The organism is Rhodococcus sp. NPDC004095, from assembly GCF_053604015.1.
Map to the genome: position 1 here is coordinate 184,162 of NZ_JBSGGS010000007.1, position 22,250 is coordinate 206,411.

General features: G+C 68.4%; 20 protein-coding genes. 10 read left to right on the plus strand and 10 right to left on the minus strand.

The window, feature by feature from the left end:
• Positions 1–5: 5 nt before the first annotated feature.
• From ACWEPG_RS15690 to ACWEPG_RS15700, 3 genes are read left to right on the plus strand one after another with little or no spacing between them, the layout of a single operon-like run.
• Entirely contained in the window at positions 6–923 is a 918-nt protein-coding gene (locus tag ACWEPG_RS15690) for an alpha/beta hydrolase (protein ID WP_452594746.1), read from the plus strand.
• Position 924: 1 nt separating this feature from the next.
• Positions 925–1,890, plus strand: a complete 966-nt coding sequence (locus ACWEPG_RS15695) for an MBL fold metallo-hydrolase (protein WP_452594747.1) — start codon at positions 925–927, stop codon at positions 1,888–1,890.
• Complete coding sequence (locus ACWEPG_RS15700; RefSeq protein ID WP_452594748.1) at positions 1,883–3,610, plus strand: CocE/NonD family hydrolase; 1,728 nt, start codon at positions 1,883–1,885, stop codon at positions 3,608–3,610. Before ACWEPG_RS15695 ends, ACWEPG_RS15700 begins: the two co-directional genes overlap by 8 nt.
• Positions 3,611–3,689: 79 nt before the next feature.
• Here ACWEPG_RS15700 and ACWEPG_RS15705 read toward each other — a convergent pair whose 3' ends face one another.
• From ACWEPG_RS15705 to ACWEPG_RS15725, 5 genes are all read right to left on the minus strand, one after another.
• Positions 3,690–4,043, minus strand: a complete 354-nt coding sequence (locus ACWEPG_RS15705; protein WP_450112282.1) for a VOC family protein — start codon at positions 4,041–4,043, stop codon at positions 3,690–3,692.
• 132 nt (positions 4,044–4,175) lie between these two features.
• Entirely contained in the window at positions 4,176–4,988 is an 813-nt protein-coding gene (locus ACWEPG_RS15710; RefSeq protein WP_450112281.1) for an ABC transporter permease, read from the minus strand.
• A complete protein-coding gene (locus tag ACWEPG_RS15715; protein ID WP_450112280.1) occupies positions 4,978–5,913 on the minus strand; it encodes an ABC transporter ATP-binding protein in 936 nt (311 codons plus the stop codon). Before ACWEPG_RS15715 ends, ACWEPG_RS15710 begins: the two co-directional genes overlap by 11 nt.
• Positions 5,914–6,005: 92 nt before the next feature.
• Positions 6,006–8,354, minus strand: coding sequence for an arylsulfatase (locus tag ACWEPG_RS15720; protein ID WP_452594749.1), 2,349 nt, complete (start codon positions 8,352–8,354; stop codon positions 6,006–6,008).
• Between the two features lie 39 nt (positions 8,355–8,393).
• On the minus strand, positions 8,394–9,890 hold the full coding sequence (locus ACWEPG_RS15725) for an MFS transporter (RefSeq protein WP_452594750.1): 1,497 nt from the start codon (positions 9,888–9,890) through the stop codon (positions 8,394–8,396).
• 294 nt (positions 9,891–10,184) lie between these two features.
• On the opposite strand from ACWEPG_RS15725, the gene ACWEPG_RS15730 reads away from it, so the two are divergent.
• The 4 genes from ACWEPG_RS15730 to ACWEPG_RS15745 are packed head-to-tail and all read left to right on the plus strand — an operon-like array spanning position 10,185 to position 12,522.
• Entirely contained in the window at positions 10,185–10,844 is a 660-nt protein-coding gene (locus tag ACWEPG_RS15730) for a TetR/AcrR family transcriptional regulator (RefSeq protein ID WP_452594751.1), read from the plus strand.
• 22 nt (positions 10,845–10,866) lie between these two features.
• A complete protein-coding gene (locus ACWEPG_RS15735; protein ID WP_452594752.1) occupies positions 10,867–11,784 on the plus strand; it encodes a TauD/TfdA dioxygenase family protein in 918 nt (305 codons plus the stop codon).
• A complete protein-coding gene (locus tag ACWEPG_RS15740) occupies positions 11,771–12,190 on the plus strand; it encodes a YidH family protein (protein ID WP_452594753.1) in 420 nt (139 codons plus the stop codon). The genes ACWEPG_RS15735 and ACWEPG_RS15740 overlap by 14 nt, the downstream gene beginning before the upstream one ends.
• Positions 12,187–12,522, plus strand: coding sequence for a DUF202 domain-containing protein (locus tag ACWEPG_RS15745; protein WP_452594754.1), 336 nt, complete (start codon positions 12,187–12,189; stop codon positions 12,520–12,522). Before ACWEPG_RS15740 ends, ACWEPG_RS15745 begins: the two co-directional genes overlap by 4 nt.
• A 33-nt stretch (positions 12,523–12,555) precedes the next feature.
• Here ACWEPG_RS15745 and ACWEPG_RS15750 read toward each other — a convergent pair whose 3' ends face one another.
• Positions 12,556–13,209 carry a TetR/AcrR family transcriptional regulator gene (locus ACWEPG_RS15750; protein WP_452594755.1) on the minus strand — a complete coding sequence of 218 codons (654 nt, stop codon included), beginning with the start codon at positions 13,207–13,209 and terminating at the stop codon, positions 12,556–12,558.
• Between the two features lie 68 nt (positions 13,210–13,277).
• Between ACWEPG_RS15750 and zapE the strand changes: the two genes are divergently transcribed.
• Entirely contained in the window at positions 13,278–14,342 is a 1,065-nt protein-coding gene (gene zapE / locus ACWEPG_RS15755) for a cell division protein ZapE (RefSeq protein WP_452594756.1), read from the plus strand.
• On the opposite strand, the gene ACWEPG_RS15760 is transcribed toward zapE, so the two are convergent.
• A complete protein-coding gene (locus ACWEPG_RS15760; protein WP_452594757.1) occupies positions 14,225–15,133 on the minus strand; it encodes a bile acid:sodium symporter family protein in 909 nt (302 codons plus the stop codon). The genes zapE and ACWEPG_RS15760 overlap by 118 nt on opposite strands.
• A gap of 186 nt (positions 15,134–15,319) precedes the next feature.
• On the opposite strand from ACWEPG_RS15760, the gene ACWEPG_RS15765 reads away from it, so the two are divergent.
• Entirely contained in the window at positions 15,320–16,156 is an 837-nt protein-coding gene (locus tag ACWEPG_RS15765) for a mycofactocin-coupled SDR family oxidoreductase (protein WP_452594758.1), read from the plus strand.
• Positions 16,153–17,595, plus strand: a complete 1,443-nt coding sequence (locus ACWEPG_RS15770; protein ID WP_452594759.1) for an MFS transporter — start codon at positions 16,153–16,155, stop codon at positions 17,593–17,595. The genes ACWEPG_RS15765 and ACWEPG_RS15770 overlap by 4 nt, the downstream gene beginning before the upstream one ends.
• Positions 17,596–17,688: 93 nt before the next feature.
• Here ACWEPG_RS15770 and ACWEPG_RS15775 read toward each other — a convergent pair whose 3' ends face one another.
• The 3 genes from ACWEPG_RS15775 to kstD form a co-directional block, all read right to left on the minus strand.
• On the minus strand, positions 17,689–19,473 hold the full coding sequence (locus ACWEPG_RS15775) for a cholesterol oxidase substrate-binding domain-containing protein (RefSeq protein ID WP_452594760.1): 1,785 nt from the start codon (positions 19,471–19,473) through the stop codon (positions 17,689–17,691).
• A 77-nt stretch (positions 19,474–19,550) separates the two neighbouring features.
• Positions 19,551–20,411 (minus strand): MaoC/PaaZ C-terminal domain-containing protein, encoded by an 861-nt coding sequence (locus ACWEPG_RS15780; protein ID WP_452594761.1) that lies wholly within the window; start codon positions 20,409–20,411, stop codon positions 19,551–19,553.
• A 13-nt stretch (positions 20,412–20,424) separates the two neighbouring features.
• Positions 20,425–22,134: a 3-oxosteroid 1-dehydrogenase gene (gene kstD, locus ACWEPG_RS15785; protein WP_450112266.1), complete on the minus strand. Its 1,710-nt coding sequence runs from the start codon at positions 22,132–22,134 to the stop codon at positions 20,425–20,427.
• Between the last annotated feature and the right edge of the window lie 116 nt (positions 22,135–22,250).

Consider the following 22,250-nt stretch of genomic DNA (forward strand, 5'->3'; position numbering starts at 1 on the left):
GCGCCATGCCGTTGCACCCCCAGATCGCCGAGATCCTCGCGACGCTGCCCGCACCGCCGGACGGCCCGCTCGACCCGGCGGCCATGCGCGCCGGCGAGGAATCGCAGGTTCCTCCCGTCGAGGACCGCCTGCCCCTGCACGCCGTCGAGGACACCACCGCCGGCGACGTGCCCGTCCGGATCTACACCCCGGTCGACGCCGCCTCCTACGGACTGCTCGTGTATTTCCACGGCGGCGCGTTCTTCCTCGGCAGTCTCGACACGCACGACCATGTCGCCCGGAACCTGGCGAAGGAAACGGGACTGAAGGTCGTCTCCGTCGGCTACCGCCGCGCCCCCGAGGCCGCATTCCCCGCGGGACTCGACGACTGCCTCGCAGTGGTGCGGTGGGCCGCCGACAACGGCGACACGCTGCAGTGGAACGGTGAGACCCTCGCGCTGGCCGGCGACAGCTCGGGCGGCACGTTCGTCGCCGCCGTGGCGGCGGCGGCGCACGACGAGGGTTTCGACCGCATCACCCATCAGATCCTGTACTACCCGTCGCTCGATCTGGACTTCGACGTCGACCGCTACGCATCCCTGCGGGAGAACGCCGAAGGCTACGGTGTCGAGACCGCCGGCCTCAAGGGCTTCAACTCCTTCTACTTCGACAGCGGTGCCGACCCCGCCGACCCGCGGGTCTCGCCGATCAAGCGCGCGGACCTCACCGGGCTGCCGCCGGCGCTGATCGTCACCGCGGAGTTCGACCCCATGCGCGACGAAGGAGAACTCTACGGCGCGCGGCTGACGGAGGCCGGAGTCGACGTCACGGTCCGCCGCTACGCAGGCTCCAATCACGGCTTCGTGCAGAACTTCTCGTGGATCCCCGAGTTCCACCGCGTCTTCGAGGAGACCGCCGAGTTCCTGACGCGACAGGGGGAGTGACGTGGCGAGCGAGGTGAAGATCCACCCCATCGTCTCGCCGTGGGGCCGGTTCGGTCTCTACACCTTCTTCATCGATGCCCCGGAGCCGGCGATCGTCGACACCGGCATCGCGTCGTCGCCCGCCGAAGGCATGGCGCCCGCGCTCGAGGCGCTCGGCCGCCGGATCGAGGATGTGCGCTGGATCCTGTTGACCCACGGGCACATCGACCACATCGGCGGGGCGTACTCGCTGTGGGAGGCCACGGGGCGGAAGGCGCAGGTCGTGATCCACGAGGCCGACGCCCACCTGCTGCGCTCGCGGCAGGCGCACGTCGACGAGTACCTGGGGGCACGCGGCACGTACCTGAACGACGCCGAGGGCGCCGCGAAGGTCACCGCGGCGACGCACGCGGTCATCTCCGGTGAGATGGAACCGACCGTGCTGGTGCGCGGAGGCGAAACCCTCTCGCTCGGCGGCGACGTCACCGTTTCCGTGCACTCGATCCCCGGCCACACCGCGGGATCGGTCGCCTACGTGGTGGAGGGCCAGAACTCGGTGTTCGTCGGCGACGCCGTCCAGGTGCACGGAGCGGCCAACGGATTCCCCGGCTACGAGGATCCCGACGGCTACCGGTCGAGCCTGCGGTACCTGCGTGACGAGATCCGCCCCCAGCACCTGTATCTCGGGCACCCGTACCGGCGCACCGACGGTGTCGCCTACGGCGTCGAACTCGACGCCGCCCAGGCCGCCGAGGCGCTCGCCGAGAGCGTCGACGTCGAAACGAGGGTCGCCGCCGCGGCGCACCACTGCCTGTGCAGCGGACTGCCCGACACCGACTCGCCGTACTCGCCGTTCGCCTCGGTCGCCGACGACCTCGGCTACGAGAACGATCCGACGCTCGAACCGTCCCCGTTCTTCACGACGCTGCACGGCTACCGAACCCAGCACGACCCTTCGACACGACAGGAGCCGCACACCCATGGCTGAGGTCGACACCTTCGATGCGGGTGGACAGACCATCCACATCCGCAAGAACCTCCGGATTCCGATGCGGGACGGCGTCGAACTCGCCGCCGACACCTACGCCCGCGAGGGCGACGCACCGCGGCCCGCCCTGGTTGCGCTGAGCCCCTACGGCAAGGAACTGCAGGCACTCGCGCTCACGACGCCGCCGCAGCGACGGCCGAGCCCGATGTGGGACGGTTGCATCGAGGCCGGCGACATCGCCCGGGTGGTGGAGGAGGGGTACGTTCACGTCATCGGTGACCTCCGTGGCTCCGGAGCCTCCGAGGGCGAGCACATCGGCAACTACAACGCCGGTGGTGTTTCGCTCGGGCAGGACGCGTACGACTTCATCGAATGGGTTGCGGCGCAGCCGTGGTGCGACGGCAACGTCGGCATGATCGGCATCTCCTACTTCGGGTCGATGCAGATCCTCGCCGCCGCCGAACGTCCGCCGCATCTCAAGGCGATCTTCGTCTCCGGCGGGCACTACGACTTCTACGAGACCACCTATCACGGCGGCATCATGTGGTTCATGCCGCGCGCGGCCCGCGAAGGCCGTGGCGGTGACTCGGGGTGGGCGTTCACCGATCGGGTCAAGTCCCGCATGCTCGAGACCTACTCGGAAGACGAGATCGCCAAGCGCGTCGCCGAGCGCCTCGCCGACCCCGACGTCGCGGCCTGGCCGAACCTCGCGCACGTCCTGAACTACCCGAAGAACCACGAGGCCTGGTTCGACATCGTTACCAACGAGGTCGACGGCGAGTGGTACGAGGAACGCAACCCCGTCAATCTCGCGCGGAACATCGACATCCCCGTCTACCTGCAGATCGACCAGGGGCGTGGCTGGACGATGGACGGCACCATCGAGCTGTTCCACACCCTGAAGGGGCCCAAGAAGCTCGACATCGGTCCGTACCCGCCAATGCAGTCACGCCCCTTCATCGAGGAGCACGACAAGATGTTCCGGTGGTACGACCACTGGCTCAAGGGCATCGACAACGGGATCATGGACGAGCCCGCGGTGAGCGTGTTCGTCGAGGGCTCCCGCGAGAAGATCGCCGCCGACCAGTGGCCGCCGAAGGACGTCGAACACCGGTCGCTGTACCTGCGCCCACGGGGCAAGCTCTCCACGGATCCGGAACCGATGGGCGCGCAGTACGCCGCTCCGGACGGGTTCTACCAGGCCCCGCTGACCGTCACCGACAAGGTCGAGATCCTCGAGTGGGAGACACCCGTCTTCGAGGAACCCACCGAGATGATCGGCACCGGTGCGGCCCACATCTTCGCCGAGATCGACCAGCCCGACACGAATTTCATTCTGCGCCTGTGGGACTACGCGCCGAATGGCAAGCGCCAGCTCATCACCACCGGCTACCTGAAGGCCTCGCACCGTGAGCTCGACGAGCGCACCACCGAGGGCGACCCGTACCACCCGCACACCCGCGCGGTGCCGGTCGAGCCGGGTGTGATCGAGGAGTACGTGCTGCGTCTGTACCCGTTCGCGAACGCCTTCCGGCCCGGCCACAAACTGGTGGCGGAGCTGTCCAACAACGAACCCCTCGCCGACGAACACAACGCGCTGCTGCCGCCGGACGCCTTCCACCTGCCGGTCGGTCGCCCCGTCACCCACAAGATCTACCGGGACGCCGCCCACCCGTCGCGGCTCGTCCTGCCGTTCACGACGGGCGCGGCGGGGAAGTAGTCACCCGTTCGTGCGCAGCGGCCCGGGTCGATTCCCGCACGGAGTCGACCCGGGCCGCTGGGTTTCCGGGCCCTGTGTGTCAGCGCTTGAGCGGGCTGTAGAACACCAGCCCGTTGCCCTTGTTGTCGTAGACCACCGCGCGGCGCTCGTGCGCGTCGTCGTACGGGCCCTTCACGATGCCGCCACCGGCCTCCTCGATCGCCTTCGCGGCGGCGTCGACGTCCGCGGTCTTGATGCCGACGACCACCTGGCCGTGGATCGGATGATCGACCGCGGTCGCGAGCGCGAGGGTCACACCGCCGCCGTCGAGTGCGGCGAAATGGGCACCGTCGCGGAACTTCAACGCCATGCCCAGGGTGTCGCTGTAGAACCCGATGGACTCGTCGAGATCGTCGGTGGACAGCACGATCATCTTCACTTCGTAGTCGCTCAAGACTTCTCTCCTTCGTTGAAAGTTCGTACAGACTAGAGCGATCCGCCGAGAATGGCGCGCAGTCGCCGGCGCATGGCCGTGCCGTGCGCCACCCGGCGGCCGGCCGCGGCGACTCCGGATCCGATGAACGGCCTAGTCGACGTCGAGCCGGGCGAATGCCGCGAGGGTCGCGAGGAGCGTCAGCGCCGCGAGCCCGAGGAGCACGCCGGCCCACGCGAGGGGCAGACCGTCCTCGAGTTGGTTGTCGCCGATCGCGTAGAAGAACGGTGACGCGAACCGGGCAGGGTGCAGCCAGTGCACCACGGGAGCAAGAGAATTGAGCAGGTAGGCGGCGGCCGCCACCGCTGATGTGATTCCCACGGCGGCTCCCCGGCTGCCGGTCGCGGCGCCCAGGGCCATCGCCAGCCCGCCGAACACCACGCCGAGCAGGATCACCCCCATGGTGGTCCCGGCGAGTGCGCCGTAGTCGACGGTCAGCTCGAAACCCTGACCGATCACGACACACAGCGCGGTGACCACGCACACCGGGATCGCCAGGAGCGTCATCGCGAGGAACTTCGCGGCGGCGATGTCGCGCCGGGCCAGCGGTGCTGCCACGACCAGGCCAAGGGTGCCGTCCTCGTCCTGTCCGGCCAGGCTGGAGGCGCCGTAGCCGATGGTCACCAGCAGCACGACCAGCGGCAGGAAGTTGCCGTAGATGTTCGCGTTCAACCACCCGACCGGCGAGGTGAGGGAGCCACTGATCCCGAACAGTGCGGCCATGGTCTCGCTGCTCGAGGCGAAGTCGTCGAGCCCGGTGTCGTCCTTGAACGTCGGGTACAGCGCAATGACGACGAGGGCGTAGATGCCCATCCCGACCGCGAACCAGATCATCGATCGACGGCGAAGCAGCAGGTCGATACCCGCCACCTGCAGTGCGCCGGTCGCCGGGGTCTCAGTGCGCATCGGGGACTCCCGTCTGCTCCCCCTGCGACTCGTCGCGGTAGAAGCGCAGGAACAGCTCGTCGAGATCGGCGCGGCGGGCCGAGACGTCCACCGCGCCCAGGCTCCCGGCGCGGGACAACAGGCCGGCGACAGGCCCGGTCACAGACAGCGTCACCCGGCCGTCCGCGCATGTGCGCACCTCGACCCCGTCGAGGTGGGCGAAGTCGGCGGCGGTGACGGCGCGGTCGAACCGGAACTCGACGGTGCGCGGGGCGCTGCGGCGCAGGCCGTCGACGCTGTCGGTGACGACGATCCGGCCCTCCTTGATGATCGAGAGCCGGTGCGCCAGCCGCTGCACCTCCTCGAGGTCGTGCGAGGACAGCAGCACCGTGCGGCCGTCGTCGACGGTTTCGCGGATCAGCCGCGCGAACTCGTCCTGCATCAACGGATCCAGCCCCGACGTCGGCTCGTCGAGCACGAGCAGCTCGGGGCGGTGCATGAAGGCGAGCACCAGCCCGATCTTCTGACGGTTGCCCTTGGACAGCGTGCGGATCGGCTGGTCGAGTTCGGCGCCGAACCGTCGCACGAGTTCGTCGAGATAGGTGCGGTCGGTGAGGCCCCGGATGCGTGCGTGCCGATCCAGGTGCTGTGCCCCGGTCAGCTTGGGGTACAGCGCGAGTTCACCGGGTAGGTATCCGACGCGGCGGTTGATCCGGACGCCCTCGCGGGTCGGGTCCAGGCCGAACAGCCGCATCCGGCCGGACGTCGGGCGGTACAGACCGAGCAGGAGCCGGATGGTGGTGGACTTGCCCGCGCCGTTGGGTCCGAGGAAGCCGAACACCTCGCCGGGCGCGATGGTGAAGCAGACATCGGTGATGCCCCGCCGCGGACCGAATCGGCGGGTCAGCTTGTCGACGTCGACGATCGGCGCCCGCGCTGAGAACACTCGTCGAATATAGGACGGTCGCCCGCCGGGCGCAGTCCGGCCGCCCGGTCGCGGAGTCGCTGTGGACCCCGGGGACCGGGCGGCCGCGGCCGTCAGTGGGTCGCGAGGGCGATCCGACGGCGTTCGCTCTCGCTCACCCCGTGCTCCGCCTGCGGAAGGTCGACCCGCACGTGGTGGAGCCGGCCCGTGAACGCGAACCGGCCGCGATCGGCGAACTCCTCGGACACCGGGCTGCCACGGTTGACCCCGACATCGAGTTGCTCGTTCATGCTGAACATCGCGCGCGTGGTCTGTTCGATCCGTTCCCGCGCCACCTCGATGCCGTTCACGGACAGAATCGCGGTGCCGCCCTTGCCGGTGCCGCCGCCGTCGTAGACGAACTCGACGGACACCTCCTGGGCGGATGAGGTGAGCGGATCGGTGCCACGAACGTAGGTCCGTCCACCGCCGCTGAAGTTGTAGCAGAAGACCGGACGTGAATCGAGTACGTACAGGGCGAAACCACCGAATCTGCCGCCGATTCCGATCAGCATTCCCTCACAAGGCTGCCCGGCCGTGCCGAGCGAGGCAGTGACCGTGTACGAACGGTTGAAGAACGACGGCGCAGCCTTCTCCACCAGCCCGTTCATGTGCGGGTACAGCGTGATGCCGTGCCTGCCCCGCAAAGGGTGTGGAGGCCGGGACTCCGGGGTGGTGTTCCGGCCGACCGTGCGGTTGTCGAGTGGAAGCACCTGGTATCTGGCGGCTTCCACGAGGAACTTCCGCTTGAGCTGTTCGAGCTTCTCCGGATACTCCTGCGCGAGATCTCGCGCCTGGGACCAGTCGGTGGTGGTGTCGTACAGCTCCCAGCGATCGTCGTCCATGCTCGGGAGTTCCAGTCCGTGGGTCGCCATCAGCCAGGGTGCCCGATGCACGGTCACCGCGGTCCAGCCGTGATCGTAGATTCCGCGGTTGCCGAAGATCTCGAAATACTGTGTGGTGTGCCGCTCTTCGGCGCTGGGGTCGTTGAACGAGTAGTTCATCGCGACCCCCTCCAACGGCTTCTGCGCGACGCCGTCGACCGTGTGCGGGGCCGGGACGCCCACCGCCTCCAGGATGGTGGGGGTGATGTCGACGCAGTGGTGCCACTGGTTGCGGACACCGCCGGTCTCGGTGATGCCGGCCGGCCAGTGCACGACCAGGCCGTTGCGGGTGCCGCCGTAGTGCGAGGCCACCTGTTTGGCCCACTGGTAGGGGGTGTCGAGGGCCTGCGCCCACGCGGCGGGGTAGTGCGGGTAGCTCGTCGGGGTGCCGAGCTCGTCGAACCGCTCGAGTACCTCTTCGGTGGTGGTGCGGTAACCGTTGAGGTTGGCGAGGTAGTTGAACGACCCTTCGATTCCGCCCTCGGCCGATGCCCCGTTGTCGCCGAGCATGTAGATGACGAGGGTGTTCTCCAGCATGCCGAGTTCGCGCAGGTGATCGGTCAGGCGACCGACCTCGTCGTCGGTGTGCTCGAGGAACGCCGCGTACAGCTCCATCAGGCGCGCGGAGACCTTCTTCTGGTCGTCGCTCAGCGAATCCCAGTGCGGCAGATCGCCCGTCCAGGGCGCCAGCACAGTGTCGGGAGCCACCACGCCCAGCGCCTTCTGGCGTTCGAGGGTGATCTCGCGCTGACGATCCCAGCCGTGGTCGAACTCGCCGCGGTATTTGTCGAGGTAGCGCTCGGGCACCTGGAGCGGGGCGTGGCAGGCCCCGAACGGCAGGTAGCAGAACCACGGCTTGTCCGGATCCATCGTGTGCACCCCCTCGATCCACTGCAGCGCGTGGTCGACGAGGTCCTCGCTGAGGTGGTACCCCTCCTCGGGGGTCCGGGGCAGGTCCACGACCTTGAAGTCCTCGTACAGGACGGGGGTGAACTGGTCGGCCTCGGCACCGAGGAAGCCGTAGAACTTGTCGAAGCCCTCACGGCCCGGCCAGCGGTCGAACGGCCCGGCCTCGGTGACCTCCCACGCGGGGGTCTGGTGCATCTTGCCGAACGCGCCGGTCGCGTAGCCGTTGCCCTGCAGCACCCGAGCGACCGTGGCGGCGGAGTCCGGACGGGTTCCGTTGTATCCCGTTGCAGCACCGGCCATTTCCGAAATGACGCCCATCCCGACACTGTGGTGGTTGCGCCCGGTCAGCGTCGCGGCGCGGGTCGGGGAGCACAGTGCGGTGGTGTGGAAACGGGTGTACTTGACGCCGTCCTCGGCGAGCCGCTCCGCGGTTGGGGTGCGGCACGGTCCGCCGAACGCGGACGACGCGCCGAATCCGACGTCGTCGAGCATGATCAGCAGGACGTTCGGTGCCCCGGCGGGCGGGCGGATCGGTGTCGGCCGCGCGAACGGGGTCTGCTGGTCGCAGAGGTTGACCGCGGGAGCGATCTGCGGCTCGGTGCGGACGATCGGGATCGAATATCGGTTCATTGAGGTGAAACTCCTGTGGGGCAGACGGATAGCGGAGCGTCAGTGTGCGGCGATCGCGGCGTCGGCTGTCGCCGAGTCTCGTTCGGATGCCTCGACCATGCCGCCGGTCGCGGGGGCCCGTCCGTGCCGCATCACTGCCGAGATGACGATTCCCACGAGGCCGACCGCACCGGCGGCGAGGAAGCCGTTCGTCAGTGCGGTGTCCGAGTAGAGGACCGCATGGGTCTTCGGGTTCACCGAGGCAACGTGGTGTGACATCACCACGCCGGTGAGGGTGACCGCGATCGCGGAGGTGAGCTGCATGCTCACGCCGGCGATGGCGGTGCCGACCCCGCTGTTCTCGGCGGGAAGCGAGTCCTGGACGAGGTTGGCGTTGGACGAGTGCAGGAACCCGACCGCGAATCCGGCGATCGCGCTGAGAATGGCGACCTGCCACTGCAGCGTGAAGAGCTGCGCACCGAGCACCATCACCCCGACGAACAGGGTGGCGGACGCAAGCAGGACGTGCCGGGCGCCGAATCGTTTGGCCAGCCAGCCTCCGAAGGGGCCGGCGGCCATCGCCATGATGCCGAGGGGGCACGTCCACAGCGCGTACTGGGTGGCCGAGAGCCCGGCGCCGTAGGTGATTCCCGGAAGGCCCGCCGGGGTCTGCAGCAGCGTCGGCATCAGCATGGAGTGCGCGTTCATCATGTAGCCGACGCACGCCACCGCGAGGATGGTCAGGCCGAACCGGCGGCCGAACAGGATGCGAAGGTCGATCAGCGGGTGCGGCGCGACGCGCTGCCAGGCCACGAAGCCGGCCAGCATCAGTGCGCCGACCGCGAACAGCGTGATCGTCCGTGTCGACCCCCATCCCCAGCCTGCTCCCTTGGTGATCGTGAGCAGCAGGATGGCGACGCCGGGCCCGAGCAGGGCGGTGCCGAGGTAGTCGACGGGGCGATCGGCGCGGGTGGGGCTCTCGGGAACGACGAGCCAGTAGACGGGAATCAGGATGCCGAGGTAGATCGCCATGAACCAGAAGATGCCCGCGAATCCGAAGCCGTCGATCAGCCAGCCCGCGATGAACGGTCCGGCGACCGCGGACATGCCGATCCCGGTCGCCACCATGCCCAGTGCGATCGGCACGAAATCGCGCGGCATGATCTCCCGCACCAGGCTGTAGGACAGGGCGACGATTCCGACGAGCACCCCCTGCATGGCCCGGCCGGCCAGGAGCACGGTGAACGAGGTCGACAGCGCACAGACCACACTGCCGAGGACGAAGACGGCTCCGAGGCACAGGATGATCCGCTTCTTGCCCCACTTGTCGGAGGCCTTGCCGATCAACGGCATCAGGGTTGCTCCGGTGAGGGTCACGATGGAGACCACCCAGGCGATGTTCAGTGTCTGGTACGCCGGCGCCATGTGCGGCATGGCGGGATAGACCATCAGGATCTCGAAGGTGGCGATCTCCGAGAAGAGAATGATCACCGCGAGCACGGCGAACAGCCGGCTTCTCGGCACGGGGCCGTGTGCTGGATTCAGATCGAGCGCCATCGTGGTCCTTTGCTTGAGGGATACGAATCAATGGGTGGCCGGCCCCTGCGCGGGAGGTGCGTCGGGGGAGGGGCGGAGGTCCGTGAACGAGGCGGCGAGTGGGCGCCGAGCCCGGAGAAGTGACGGTAGTCACCTTGTTGCGGGGTGCAATGTCGGTCCCACTCACCGGGAGTTGCGCCCGGCTCGTGTGAGGGTTGTCCTCGGTTGTGGTTCGAATAGTGCAGTCGCGGAAAGGGATAGAACAATTAAGGCAGTGTCTTGACTGATAAGTCAATGACTTATATCGTCTCCGGCATGGCTGCTTCCGATGATGCGAAGTCCGCGATGATCGAGGTGGCGGAGCGAATGTTCGCCGACCGTGGCATCGACGGGGTGTCCATGCGCGACGTGGCGGCAGCAGCCGGTCAGCGCAACAACTCCGCCGTGCAGTACCACTTCGGCGGCCGGGACGGGCTGTTGATCGAGGTCTTCCGGTACCGGATGACCGAGATCAATCAGGCTCGCCACGAATATCTCGCGGAAATCGACGGGCAGGGCCGGGGGGAGGACCTTCGCTCGCTGGTGGAGGCCGGAATCCGGCCGCTCACAGACTTTCTCGGCGCAGCACCCGACGGCAGCCACTATGCACGATTCATCGCCAGGGTGTCGCCGTCCGTGGACTTCGCGGGCGGCGCCCTGAACGAGATCAGGGACGCCAACAGCGAGGTTGTGGTCCGGCTCGTGCGCGCGCTCGGGCACCTGTCGCGGCGCACGGCCCACGAGCGGGTCGACCTGATGTACAACATGGTCGTCTCCGCCCTCGCCGTCTACGAACAGCGGCGCACCGAGGGGCTTCCGGTCGTACAGGCCACCTTCGACGAAACGGTCGACCATCTGATCGACATGGCAGTCGGATCCCTCGAAGCCGCGGACTCCAAGGCCGGCCGCCGACGGCGGTCCCCGGCCGCACGATGACCATCGACCTGAAAGGCCAGATATGAGTACGTCGACGTCTTCGCGGACAGTTGAGATTGGTGATCACACCATCGAATTCGGCCCTCGGGGTATGCGCCGGAATCCCGACGGCTTCGACCCGGCGCCTTATCGCGCGATAGATCTGCGACCGGTGACTCCGTTCATCGGAGCCGAGGTTCGCGGGGTGGATCTGAGAGATCCCGGCGACGAGGTGATCGCGGAACTGCGGACCGCGCTGCTGGAGTGGAAGGTGCTGTTCTTCCGTGGGCAGGACATCACCGGCGAGCAGCACCGAGACTTCGCCCAGCACTGGGGCGAGCTCGAGGTGCATCCGCTGCTGCCGCAGGGCGAGGTCCCGTCGGTGGTCCGGTTCGAGCGCGGTGAGGACAGCCCCGGCACCGAGAACATCTGGCACGTCGACGTGACGTGGCAGCAGCGTCCGCCTCTCGGGTCGGTGTTGCGTGCGATCGACGTGCCCGCCGCCGGCGGCGACACGCTCTGGGCCGACATGGGCAATGCCTACGACTGCCTGTCCGACGAGGTGAAAGCCGCGATCGACGGGCTCGACGCGGTCCACGACTTCATGCCGTCGTTCGGCCGGTCGATGTCGCCGGAGCAGCAGGAACGCATGCAGGAGCAGTATCCGCCGGTGCGGCATCCGATCGTGCGGACGCATCCCGAGACCGGACGCAAGACGCTGTTCGTCAACAGCTTGTTCACCACTCACATCCCGGACCTGGATCCGGTCGAGGGCTTGCAGTTGCTGCAGCGCCTGTTCGACCAGGCCAAGGTCCCCGATTTCCAGTGCCGGTTCCATTGGGAGCCGAATTCGATTGCATTCTGGGACAATCGGGCGACCCAGCACTACGCCGCCAGCGACTACTTCCCGCACCGTCGGGTGATGGAACGCGTCGCCATCCTCGGCGATGTCCCTCGCTGACGCCGTGCCCGCAGGGGTCGACACCCGCGGCGACGGTCCGGTCGCGCTGCATCGATGGCGGCCGCAGGCGCTGAGGGGTGGGGTCGATCCCGATCCTCGGTTCACTCTCGCGAACGAGCGCACCTTTCTCGCCTGGATGCGTACGGCGATGGGGCTGATCGCCGGTGCGGTCGGCTTCGAGGCATTCGGGCCGGAAACGGTAAGCAGTACAGTGCATCTCGTTCTCGTTCTGGGGATGCTTGCTGGCGCTGCGACGCTGTCGGTGTTCGCGTTCGCGCGCTGGCTCGGCGTCGAGAATGCACTGCGGCACGGTCGTGGCCTACCGGTGCCTGCACTCGGTGCGTTGCTGGTGGTGCTGGTCGGCGGGATCGCGCTCGTATTGCTCGTGGTGCTGGCGGTTCGATGAGCGTCGCCCCTGGGGTGCGGGCCGACCCCGGTTTGCAGCCCGAGCGAACCGCGCTGTCCTGGGTGCGGACGGCGGCCGCCCTTGCGGCTCTGGCCGTGCTCGTCGTCAGGTGCTTGCCGGGGCCCGGTTGGGCGACGGCGGCCGTCGGCGGGGTGGCGCTGTTCGGCGCCCTGGTGCTGCTCGGCACCGCGCGCAGACGGCACCGACGGTCGTGTGAGGACTTCGAGACGGACTGCGCACCTCCGCAGTGGGGGTGGAATGTACTGCTGCTCGGCGCCGTGCTGGTCCCGGCGGCCGCGGGTGCCGTGATCGTCGCGGCGGCCGCGGCGTGAGTGGCGCAGTCCAGCGGCGCGTGGCCTGTCCGGTCACCGCTGCGGTTCGGGATCCCGCTCGGCGGCGGTGCTCGGGTCGGTGTCGACGCGCCGGTCGAGTCCGCGCAGGAAGGTCAGGATTCCCGCGGTGAGTACGGACACGCTCTCGGGAGTGCCGGGCCTCGGCCCGATGAACGCGCCTGCGCCGACGACCCGGTCGAGCACGAACCCCTCGAGGAGTGCGATGAAGTTGGCGCTGTCCACCTCGGGCCGGGCGGAGCCGAGTTCGGCGACCATGCCTGCGGCCAGGGTCTTCGAGAAGATGCTCGACGTCAGCGCGATCTGGATTTCCCTGTCGTGCACCATTTCCAGGGTGAGTGCGTAGCGGGCTCGCAGATCCCGGGCGCGGGTGGCCAGCATGTGGTCGATCGCCGCCGCGATGTCGGAGGCGAGGACAGGAAGGTCCGGCAGGGTGTCCGTCCTCGTGGCGAGGAATCGGGCGAACTCGTGTCGAGATATCTCGTGGAGGTGCCCGACCGTGGCATAGAGCAGCTCCCGCTTGGTGCGAAAGTAGTACGACGTCGATCCGAGCGAGAGGTGCAGCCGCCGGTCCACCGCGCGGTGGGTCAGGGCACGGATGCCGTCGGACGCGACGATGTCCAGCGCGGCGTCCGCGATCAACTTCCGGCGGTCCTCCGTCGAGGTCATGTGTCTCCCTGCTCACGTCGGCTCTTCCGGCCTTGTCTTCGTCGACTCTACATTTGTAGAGTCCGGGCATGTCGCTCGCACCGCAGGAAGTGTTCGACGCCGCCGCTCGACGAGGCGGGTTCGCCCTCGACCCGCACCAGCGGGCCGTCGCGGCGGTCCTGTCCGACCTGGACCCGCGCGGCGGGCGAGGGATCTATCTGTGGGGCCCGGTGGGACGGGGCAAGACCTGGATGATCGATGTGCTGCGGGCGACGCTGTCGGGTGCGCGGACGCTGCGGGTGCACTTCCACGACTTCTTCACCCGACTGCACGAGCTCGTCCACACGGAAGGCATCGCGCAGGCTCTGGACCGGATGATGGGCGGCTGCGAGGTGCTGTTCTTCGACGAGTTCCACGTCCACGACGTCGCGGACGGGGTCCTGCTCACGCGACTGCTCGACACCCTCGACGCGCGGGGAGTGACGCTGGTGCTCACGTCCAACTACCCGCCGGACGGACTGATGCCGAACCCGCTGTACCACGATGCGTTCCTGCCGACGATCGATCGTCTGCGCCGCAGGCTCACCGTGGTGAGCCTGGACGGGGGCCGGGATTATCGGAACGGATCCCGCACCGATGGAAGTGGATTCGCGTCCGGCGCGTATCAGGCGCGGTTGGCGGCCGGTGAGCTGCCTCGGGAAGGCGAGCGGGTCACCCTCGTTCCCTGTGGCCGACCCGTGACGGCGATGGCGTGTCGTGACGGACTGGTCTGGTTCGATTTCGCGGATCTGTGTGAAGCGCCCACGGGCGCCGCGGACTACCTGAAACTCGTGGCCGATCATCGCCGCTGGGTCGTCAGCGGCGTTCCGGAGATCGGTGAGGCGACCGAATTCGGGGCGGCGAGGTTCTGCACGCTGGTCGACGTCCTGTACGACGCCGACGTCGCGCTCACCGTCATCGGCGCGGATTGGCGATCGGGGCCGGCGGCGGGCCGGCCGGACCTGGACCGTGCCCGCAGTCGCCTCTCGTTGCTGTGTCAGCGGGAGTCGGCGGTGACCTCGTCCGGTCCCGTGGACGGTTCGCCTGCGGGAGTGCGCCGGCGGGTGATCGCCCACCCGAACAGTGCTGCGACGGGGAACATCACCACGCCGTAGACCGCCGCGGGCACCGCGATCCGGGTGCTGTCGAGCAAGCTGATCGCGATCGTGATCGCGAGCGTGCTGTTGTGGATACCGATCTCCATCGAACAGGCAACGGACTGGCGGTCGGTGACACCCGCCGCGCGGGGCACGAAGTAGCCGATCGTGAGGCTGAGCAGGCAGAAGATCAGCACCACGACACCCACGTCGGCGAGGTAGCCGCCGACGTTCTCGCGTTCGGCGATCACGGTGCCGACGATGACCAGTGCGAGCACCACGGCCGAACCGATCCGAACCGGGCGATCCATTCGGTCCGCGAACACGGGCCGGACCCGGCGAACCCACACCCCGGCCGCGACCGGCACCAGCACGATCGCGAAGATCTGCACCACCTTGGCGAACTGCAGTCCCAGCGCGCCACCTTCCGGCGGGTCGAAGTGGTCGATCGCGAGATTGGTGATCAGCGGCAGCGTCACCACCGCGATCACCGAATTCACCGCCGTGAGAGTCACATTGAGTGCGACGTCACCGCGGAACAGGTGGGAGAACAGATTCGCGGTGGTTCCGCCGGGAGAGGCTGCAAGCAGCATCATGCCCACCGCGAGCAGTGGCGGCAGGTCGAACAGCAGAACCAGGCCGAACGCGATCGCCGGCAGCACGACGAGCTGACACACGAGGGCGATCGCGACCGCCTTCGGGTGCCGCGCGACCCGGGCGAAGTCGGCGACGGTCAGTGACAGACCCAGTCCGAACATGATGATCGCCAATGCGATCGGCAGGGCGGTGGTCGACAGTGCGGAGTCCATGGCAGCCCCATCGTGGTCGGCGGTCGGTCGGCCGGGCCCAACATATCGACAGTGGTGGCCGTCGTGCGGAGAAACCAGACAATTCGGGGCAAGGTGGGCGGAGGAGTACCGCTGGTCGAGATTGTCGCGCGCCGACGGTCGTCGACGGGGTACTGATGGATCGAACCCGACTAGGAGGAGGACGACATGGGTGACTTCGACGGCAAGGTTGCACTGGTCACGGGCGGTGCCCGGGGACAGGGGCGCTCGCACGCGGTGGCCTTCGCGGAGCAGGGCGCGGACGTCGTGATCTGCGACCGCTGCGAGAACAGCGAGGCGGTCTTCTACCCGCTCGCCACCGAGGAGGACCTTGCCGAGACGGCCCGGCTGGTCGAGGCGGCCGGACGGCGCTGCATCGCGGTCAAGGCGGACACCGCCGACCGCGCGGCCATGGACGCCCTGGTGGCGCGCGCCGAGGCCGAATTCGGTCGCGTCGACATCGCCGTCGCCAACGCCGGTGTGTCCGTTGCCGCGCCGGTCCAGTCCATGACCTCGGCGCAGTGGAACGAGACCATCTCGAGCAATCTCACCGGTGTCTTCAACACCGTCGGCGCCGTGGCGCCCGGAATGATCGCGCGCGGGTACGGCCGGATCGTCACGATCTCGTCGATGCTCGGGCGTGCGGGCAACACGAACATGGCGGCCTACGCCGCATCGAAGTGGGGCGTGATCGGTCTGACCAAGAGCGCGGCGCTCGACCTCGCCCAGAACGGCATCACCGTCAACGCGATCGCCCCCGGCAACATCTCGACGCCGATGATCCACAACGCCGCGCTCTACTCGATGATGCGTCCCGACCTGGAGACCCCGACGCGCGACGACGTCGCGCCGGTGTTCCAGTCCCTGCACGCGCAGCCGGTGCCGTGGCTCGAACCGGCGGAGATCACCCGCGCCGTCCTCTTCTTCGCCGCCGAGGCCAGCGCGCACATCAGCGGCACCGTGCTTCCGATCGACGCAGGCAACGCCGCTCGCGTCACCGGGTGAGCGTCACCCGGAACCACACCGCCGGACCGGCCGCCGTATCGGCGGCCCCCGGCAGCGGCGTGCGACAGCGACTGATCGTCGCGGTCCTGAGCTTCACCGGCGTGGTCGTCGCGCTCCAGCAGACGCTGGTCGTGCCGATCCTGCCGGCCTTCAGCGTGGCACTGGGGGTTTCCCACACGACGGCATCCTGGTTGGTGACCGCCACCCTGCTCACCGGCGCGGTCGCCACACCGTTGATCGGACGACTGGCGGACCTGACCGGCAAGCGCGCGATGATGCTGCTGTGCCTGGCGGTCATGGTCTGCGGTTCGGTGATCGCGGCCCTCGGGCAGGTGTTCGCCGTCGTGGTGGTCGGCCGGGTGATGCAGGGGTTCGCGATCGCCCTGCTCCCGGTGGGGGTCGGGTTGATGCGCGACATCCTCGAGCCGGAGCGGCTGGGCGCGGCGGTCGGGTTGATGAGCGGCACCATGGGCATCGGCAGCATGCTCGGCATGCCGATGGCCGGGGTGATCTACGCCCATCTCGGTCTGCCCGCCCTGTTCTGGGTGACCGGCGCCGTCGGCCTGCTGATGGTGGTGCTGCTGATCGTCGTGGTCCCCGAGTCGCCGGTGCGGGCACGCGGCCGCTTCGACCTGGTCGGCGCGGTGGTCCTCACGGGCGCGCTCACCGCGGTGTTGCTCGCGATCTCCAAGGGGGGTCAGTGGGGGTGGGGTAGTCGGGCCACCGTCGGATGCGCGGTGGGCGGAGTGCTGTTGATGGCGCTGTGGGTGCGGCTGCAGTTGCGCAGCAGTGACCCGCTCGTCGACCTGCGGACCGCAATGCTGCGACCGGTGCTGATCGCCAACGTGTGCGGGGTGCTGCTCGGCTTCGCGATGTTCCTCAGCGCTTACACCGCGACGCAGGAACTGCAGGCGCCGGTCGAGAGCGGCTACGGGCCCGGGCTGTCCGAGGCGGCCGCCGGCCTGGCGATGGTCCCCGGCGGTCTGCTGATGGTGGTGCTCGCGCCGCTGTCCTCGCGGTTGACCCGCAGCCGCGGCGCACGGGTGACCCTCTCGACCGGTGCGGCGATCATCGCCGTCGGCTACGTGCTTCGCGCGGTCGGTGGATCCGGGGTTCCGGTCGTGGTGACCAGTGCCGCGTTGATCTCCAGCGGCGTCGCGATGGCGCTGGCCGCGATGCCCGTGATGATCACGACCGCGGTGTCGGTCGACCAGACGGCCACTGCCAATGCGGTCAATGCACTGATGCGGTCGATCGGGACGTCCTCGGCGGCCGCGGTCGGCGCGGCGGTCCTGGCCGCATCGACGATCACCGTGGCCGGTGTGACGGTGCCGACGCTGTCGGCGTTCACCACGATGTACTGGATCGGCGCCGCGGTGGCGGTTGCGGCCGTTGTTGTCGCGCTGCTGCCGCCGAGCGGTGAACGCGAAGGACCGTGAACGCGATGAAGGTCCGGTGCCGACGGCACCGGACCTTCATCGCGTTGGGTCACCGCGGCGGGGCGGGCACTGACGACCCCGCCGCGGGAGATCTCACGGCAGCAGCTGATCCATGAAGGTGTTGCTGTAGACCTTGTGCGGATCGAACTCGTTGAACACCGCGACAGCGGTGTCCCAGTTGTCGCCCGCGGGCAGGCCGTCGCGGTAGCTCTGCGGCAGTGCGCCACTGATGATGCCGCCGTCGGTGTACGGCTTCTCCGGTCCGAACGCCCAGCCCTTCGACCACTCCGGGCGGAAGGTGTAGTCGTCACCGGAGTAGTGCGAGCGCATCCACTGCTCCATCTCGCGGTAGAACGCGAACATGCCGGGGGTGCCGGGAACGCCGAGCACGTTCAGCCAGATCGCGGTGTCCCACTCCGGGTGGTCCGGCCGCGGACGCATCGCCGAGATGGTGGGCGCACCCGCCGACTGCACCACGACGTCGTCCGGCTGGTCGAGGCCGCAGCAGCGGATCTCGACGGGCCCGTTGAGCGGGTACTGGCCCTTCGCCTTGTAGAACTCGATGCGCCCGTTGAACCATTCGGCGAAGTCGTGGATGACCTGGCCGATCTTGTCGCGGCTCGTGATGACGGCGCCACCGCCCTCGGTCAGCCGCAGCGTGGTGGCCTTGATGTAGAACTGGATGTCCTTCGACCAGCCCCAGATGTCCGACGAGTTGGTCGCGGCGAGGCCGGCGACGGTGGTCGCGTACATGGTCTGGCCGAACAGGGGAGCGATACCCGGCGCGCCGCTGTTCATCTTGCCGAGCAGGTCGGTGATCGTCTCGGGCAGGTTGTCCGAGAACGGGTAGTTGTACGGGGCGTTGACCTCCTTCGCGCCGGAGGGCTTGTTCGGCGACACGGACCACACCTTGAGCCACGGCTTCTCGGTGAAGGGGTACCAGATCGCCTCGACGCCACCGTTGGACTCGACGTAGCTCTGGAACGTGCGGCCCGACGCGCCCTTGGCGCCGAACAGTTCCTGCCACTTGATGTCGGTGATGCTCTGGCAACGCATCCGGAAGTTCGGGCCGGCCTGCATGGTGACCGAGGTGATGAAGGTGCGGCCGAGGGCGGTCAGCAGCGGCCGGATCTTCGGGTCGTTGCGCGAGAAGGAACGCTCGGCGTACTCGGTGCCGTTCCACACCACGGCGGTCAGTGAGGTGACGAGGTTCGACAGGGAGCCGTAGGTGTGACCGGGCTGCGCGCTCTGACCGGCGGCGGGCAGCGCAGCGCCGTGCGCGTCGACCGCGAGGCAGCCCGCGATGGTCAGGACGCCGGGTGCGGGCAGGTTCGCCCAGCCGAGTCCCTTGTCCTGCAGCGCCGAGGTGATGGCGTCGAGGGTGGCGCCGGGGCCGGCGGTCACGGTCGCGGGGGAACCGGCCGCGTTGACGACGACACCGTTGAGGTGCTTGGTGGTGTCGACGAGGATGACCTTGTCGACGGACGCGCCGTCGACGACGGTCAGCGGCGTCCAGCCGTGCATGGCGCCCCGGGGTCGCAGCGTGTAACCGTTCGCGTGTGCCCAGTTGGTCAGGCGGACAACGTCACCGGAGTTCTTCGGGCTCGCGGTCCAGACCGAGTCCAGCATGATCTCCTTGGACCAGTTCTGGTAGGCCTGCTGCGCGAGATCGATGTCGGTGGGGAAGTTCGGGGGTGCGGGCAGGGTGGCGCCGCCACCGGCCGACCCCGAACCGGAACCGGAGCCGAGGGACCCGGTGTCGAGCGGGAGGGCGTAGACGGGCGTCCACCCGCCCATTGCGGTCACCGCGAGGGCGCCGGCCCCCGCGGTGAGGAAGCCGCGCCGGGAAAACCCGGTGTTGCTGTCCGATTTCGACATGCGTAACTCCAGACGTGTTGCAAAGGGGGGAGGGGGAAATCTGGGTGTCGAGCTGACTTGGTCGAGTGTCCAGGATCTTAGGCGAGGGTGAGGACCACGTCAGCCAATGCGGGAGAATTCTCGCGCTCGGGGACGGAGGCGGAGATCAGCAGCCGTCCCGGTTCCTCCCAGATCCGGACGAGAAGCGTCTCGCCGGGGTAGACGACACCCGCGAACCGGGCCTTGTAGCCCTTCACCCGGGTCGTGTCGGCGTCCAGTGCGGTGTCGACCGCAGCCTTGCAGACGATGCCGTAGGTGCACAGACCGTGCAGGATCGGCGCGGGAAAGCCTGCACCGCTGGCAAATTCGGGATCGGAGTGCAGTGGATTCCGGTCGCCGCACATCCGGTACAGCAGGGCCTGCTGCGGCAGGGTGGGCACCTCGACCTCGTGCTCCGGGGTGCGGTCCGGCAACTCGACGGACTCGGAGGGGCCCCGTTCCCCGCCGAATCCGCCCTCGCCGCGGGCGAAGATGGACGACCGCGCCGTCCACAGCGGATTGCCCTCGGTGTCGGTGGTGATCGACTCCTGCACGACCACCGCTGCCTTGCCCTTGTCCCACACCTCGGCGATCCGCGTGGTGGTGCGGCCGCTGCCGTGCGCCGGAATCGGCTGGTGCACTGTCACTTCCTGGCTGCCGTGGACGACCTTCGCCAGGTCGATCTCGACGCCGGGGAACGAGACCCGCGGGGCCTCGGTGGCGTGGATGCTCGCGACCACGGTGGCGAAGGTGGGCAACACCTGCGGCTTCGCGTCGTCGAGGTAGCGCAACTCCCGCTGGTCGAGCGGGTGTGCGCCGGCGCCGACGCCGAGGTGATAGAGCTGGACGTCCGAGGCGGTCCAGGTGAAGTCGACTGCCGGCAGTTCGGCGCCGATCGCGATCGAGGGATCGATGGGCAACGTCGGTTCCTTGTCAGTTCGAAGTGGCTGCGGCGGAATCGGGTTCGGCGGTCTTCGCGCGCTTGGCGATGTCGAGCGCGGCGAGGTATCCGAAGGTGATCGCGGGTCCGATGGTGGCGCCGGGGCCGGCGTAGGTGTGACCCATCACGGGCGCGCTGGTGTTGCCCGCCGCGTAGAGGTTCTCGATCGTCGACCCGTCCTCGCGCTGGACGCGACCGTTGACGTCGGTGACGAGGCCACCCTTGGTGCCGAGGTCGCCGGGAACGATCTTGGCCGCGTAGAACGGGCCCTGCACCAGCGCGGCCAGGCACGGGTTCGGCTTGACGGTCGGGTCGCCGTAGTACTTGTCGTAGGCGCTGTCACCGCGGTGGAAGTCCTCGTCCACGCCGGTCGCGGCGAACCCGTTGAAGCGCTCCACGGTCGCGGCGAGATTCGCTTCGGGCACACCGAGTTTCGCGGCGAGATCGGCCAGCGTCGGCGCGCTGACGATGTTGTCGTTCTCCATCCAGCGGGACGGGATCTTCTGTCCCGGCTGGAGTGCGGCGAACATGTAGTTGTTGCGGTAGCGCTGGTCGAAGACGAGCCATGCCGGGATGTTCTCGCCCGGACCCTCGCCCTCGCCGTAGGTGCCGCCGTACATGGTGTGCACCGCCTCGACGTAGGGGGCGGACTCGTTGCCGAACCGCTTGCCCTCGGCGTTGACGATGATGCAGCCGGGAAGATTGCGCTCGGCGAGGCAGAACCACGGCTTGCCGCTCTTGAAGATCGTCGGGCCCCACCACGCGTCGGCCATCACGTCCAGGGCGCCGCCGAGGTCGCGGCCGGCGCGGATGCCGTCGCCGGTGTTCGCCGGGGCGCCGGTGGTCCACTCGGTGGTGATCGGCTGACGCTGGTACTGCGCGCGCATCTCCGCGTTGTGCTCGAAGCCTCCCGTGCCCAGGACGACGCCGTGGCGAGCGATGTACTCGACCTCCTCGCCCTTGTGTGTCGCGCGCACGCCGATCACGCGGTCGTTCTCGACGATCAGGCCGGTGAGCGGCGTCTCCAGGAGAACGGGGACCTTCGCGTCCTGCAGGCCCTTGCGGATGGCGGCGGCGAGAGCCTGGCCCATGCCGAGCAGGTGCTTGCCGGTGACGCGGGCCCAGGTGGCGCGGATGCCGACACGCATCGCGCGGGTCATGCCGACGCGGGGCTGGCGCTTCATCATGTTCAGCTTGACGAAGTCCGCCTGGGTGACGACGAAGTTGAGCGGAGCCTTGCTGTAGGGCGGCTCGAGGTTGAAACGTTCGGCGCCGAGTACCTTCGCGTTGAAAGGCGCCGGCTCACAGGAGCGTCCGGAGGACAGGCCGCCGGGGGCCTCGGGGTAGTAGTCCGAGTAGCCGGGAACCCACTTCATCTTCAGCGGGCTGTGGTCGAGGACGAAGTCGAACGCCTCGGCACCGCGATCGATGTAGGTGTCGATCTTCTCCTTCGGCGCCGCGGTGCCGATGATCGAGTGCAGGTACTTGCGCGCCTCCTCGCGGTCGTCCGGCCGGCCGGCGGCGAGAAGCGCCTTGTTGCCGGGGATCCAGACGCCACCGCCGGAGCGGGCCGTCGAACCGCCCCAGTGGGCGGCCTTCTCGAGAAGGACCACGCTCAGCCCTTGGTGGGCGGCGGTCAGGGCGGCGGTCATGCCGGCAGCGCCGCTGCCGACGACGACGATGTCGTATTCCTGCTTGCTCATGTAGAACACGTTATAGAATGATGTGGCGCTAGGTCCATGCTTTCTGCCAGGAAGTATCCCCGGACGGCGGCGAACTGCTTGGACGCAAATGGCAACACGTTCAGTTTCAGCGGAGG

Bases quoted from the DNA above. Each gene is read 5' to 3' on its own strand.
- ACWEPG_RS15690 (WP_452594746.1), top strand. From the start codon at position 6: ATGCCGTTGCACCCCCAGATCGCCGAGATCCTCGCGACGCTGCCCGCA.
- ACWEPG_RS15700 (WP_452594748.1), top strand. From the start codon at position 1,883: ATGGCTGAGGTCGACACCTTCGATGCGGGTGGACAGACCATCCACATC.
- ACWEPG_RS15710 (WP_450112281.1), bottom strand. From the start codon at position 4,988: ATGCGCACTGAGACCCCGGCGACCGGCGCACTGCAGGTGGCGGGTATC.
- ACWEPG_RS15720 (WP_452594749.1), bottom strand. From the start codon at position 8,354: ATGAACCGATATTCGATCCCGATCGTCCGCACCGAGCCGCAGATCGCT.
- ACWEPG_RS15725 (WP_452594750.1), bottom strand. From the start codon at position 9,890: ATGGCGCTCGATCTGAATCCAGCACACGGCCCCGTGCCGAGAAGCCGG.
- ACWEPG_RS15730 (WP_452594751.1), top strand. From the start codon at position 10,185: ATGGCTGCTTCCGATGATGCGAAGTCCGCGATGATCGAGGTGGCGGAG.
- ACWEPG_RS15735 (WP_452594752.1), top strand. From the start codon at position 10,867: ATGAGTACGTCGACGTCTTCGCGGACAGTTGAGATTGGTGATCACACC.
- ACWEPG_RS15740 (WP_452594753.1), top strand. From the start codon at position 11,771: ATGTCCCTCGCTGACGCCGTGCCCGCAGGGGTCGACACCCGCGGCGAC.
- ACWEPG_RS15745 (WP_452594754.1), top strand. From the start codon at position 12,187: ATGAGCGTCGCCCCTGGGGTGCGGGCCGACCCCGGTTTGCAGCCCGAG.
- ACWEPG_RS15750 (WP_452594755.1), bottom strand. From the start codon at position 13,209: ATGACCTCGACGGAGGACCGCCGGAAGTTGATCGCGGACGCCGCGCTG.
- zapE (WP_452594756.1), top strand. From the start codon at position 13,278: ATGTCGCTCGCACCGCAGGAAGTGTTCGACGCCGCCGCTCGACGAGGC.
- ACWEPG_RS15760 (WP_452594757.1), bottom strand. From the start codon at position 15,133: ATGGACTCCGCACTGTCGACCACCGCCCTGCCGATCGCATTGGCGATC.
- ACWEPG_RS15765 (WP_452594758.1), top strand. From the start codon at position 15,320: ATGGGTGACTTCGACGGCAAGGTTGCACTGGTCACGGGCGGTGCCCGG.
- ACWEPG_RS15775 (WP_452594760.1), bottom strand. From the start codon at position 19,473: ATGTCGAAATCGGACAGCAACACCGGGTTTTCCCGGCGCGGCTTCCTC.
- kstD (WP_450112266.1), bottom strand. From the start codon at position 22,134: ATGAGCAAGCAGGAATACGACATCGTCGTCGTCGGCAGCGGCGCTGCC.